The sequence below is a fragment of the Verminephrobacter aporrectodeae subsp. tuberculatae At4 genome (genome assembly GCF_000193225.1).
Lineage (GTDB): Bacteria > Pseudomonadota > Gammaproteobacteria > Burkholderiales > Burkholderiaceae_C > Acidovorax > Acidovorax aporrectodeae.
In genome coordinates this window covers 1-1,307 of record NZ_AFAL01000063.1, presented here as the reverse complement: position 1 = coordinate 1,307, position 1,307 = coordinate 1, and the positions used below count along the sequence as shown (strand labels likewise).

The window sequence follows — 1,307 nt, the reverse complement described above, 5'->3', positions numbered from 1 at the left end:
ACCTTAACGCGCTGGAGCCAGAGCACGTCGGAAGAATCGGAGCGTTTCCAGCTCAGGTAGAGAAAGCGCGCGCCCGGCTTGCCGTGCACGAACGGCCCCGCGAAATCAAGCTTGCCGCCACCTGCGTCGCGCGCCTGGACCTCGCACTTGAACTCGACCGGCCCGTCGCGCTTGCGCGCGCCCTCGTGCACGTCCTGGTTCTTGTCCTGGATGCCCACGGTCACGGGCTCGTTGACCGCCGGCAGCGTCCTGCACACCAGGGTGACGCGCAGCTCGCGGGGAAGAACGCTCATAGGGAAGCTCCTTGTATCGTCATCTCGCACAGCACGGCGAGGTAGTTGTCCAGAAAACGTTCCACGGTGCCGCGCTCGTACAGCGCCGTCGCATACACCAGCGTGCCAACCATGCCGTCCGCGCGCTGCTCCATGACCAGCGCGCTGCGGCCGCTTTTACAAACGATAAAACGTCCGGATCAGATCCCAGGCCTGCCGGGGATCGTCGGTGTAGTGAAACAGGTCCAGATCTTGCGCGCAGATCGTGCCCTCTTCGACCATCACGTCGAAATGGATCAGTCGCTTCCAGTAGTCGGAGCCAAACAGGACGATGGGGACGGGTTTGGCCTTGCGGGTCTGCACCAGGGTGAGCACTTCGAACAATTCGTCGAGCGTGCCAAAGCCGCCGGGGAACGCCACCAGCGCCTTGGCGCGCATCATGAAATGCATTTTGCGCAGCGCAAAGTAGTGGAACTTGAAGCTCAGCGACGGCGAGATGAAGCGATTGTCGATTTGCTCATGCGGCAGCACGATATTCAGGCCCACGTTCAGCGCGCCGGCATCGTGCGCCCCGCGGTTCGCGGCCTCCATGATTCCCGGGCCTCCGCCGGTGCAGATATAGAGGCGGTCGGCAGGGCGCTGGCGCTCGCTGTAATCGGCGACCAGCCGGGCGAACTGGCGTGCCTGGTCGTAGTAGCCGGCGTTGCGCAGCGCCTGGCGCGCGCGCTGCACGCGCAGCGCGTCGCCGCTGGCCTCGGCCTCTGCGAGCTGGGCCGCCGCCTCGTCGGGCGCGACAAAGCGGGCGCTGCCGTACACCACCACCGTGTTTTCGATTCCCTGCTCGGCCTGCCCCAGATCGGGCTTGAGCATCTCCAACTGAAAGCGGATGCCGCGCGTCTCGCGGCGGGACATGAATTCCGGGTCGGCAAAGGCCAGGCAATGCGCGTCTGCCTGCAAGGGCTTGCCGTTGTGCGCCTGGTGGCGCAGTTCGGTCCGGGCGTCGGTCAGGCGGCATTCGTTGAGTTGGGTGTTGGC

The 1,307-nt window shown here is 65.2% G+C and carries 3 protein-coding genes; all 3 read right to left on the bottom strand.

From position 1 onward, the window contains the following. Positions 1 to 293, bottom strand: a 293-nt coding sequence (locus VTU_RS25405) for a DUF5990 family protein (protein WP_010100490.1), incomplete at its 3' end; no start/stop codon positions are given. Then, complete coding sequence (locus tag VTU_RS33395) at positions 290 to 427, bottom strand: hypothetical protein (protein WP_010100488.1); 138 nt, start codon at positions 425 to 427, stop codon at positions 290 to 292. The genes VTU_RS25405 and VTU_RS33395, both read right to left, overlap by 4 nt. 22 nt (positions 428 to 449) lie before the next feature. Further along, on the bottom strand, positions 450 to 1,307 hold an 858-nt coding region (locus VTU_RS0102655; RefSeq protein ID WP_010100486.1), incomplete at its 5' end, for an LOG family protein.

Bases quoted from the DNA above. Each gene is read 5' to 3' on its own strand.
- VTU_RS33395 (WP_010100488.1), bottom strand. From the start codon at position 427: ATGGAGCAGCGCGCGGACGGCATGGTTGGCACGCTGGTGTATGCGACG.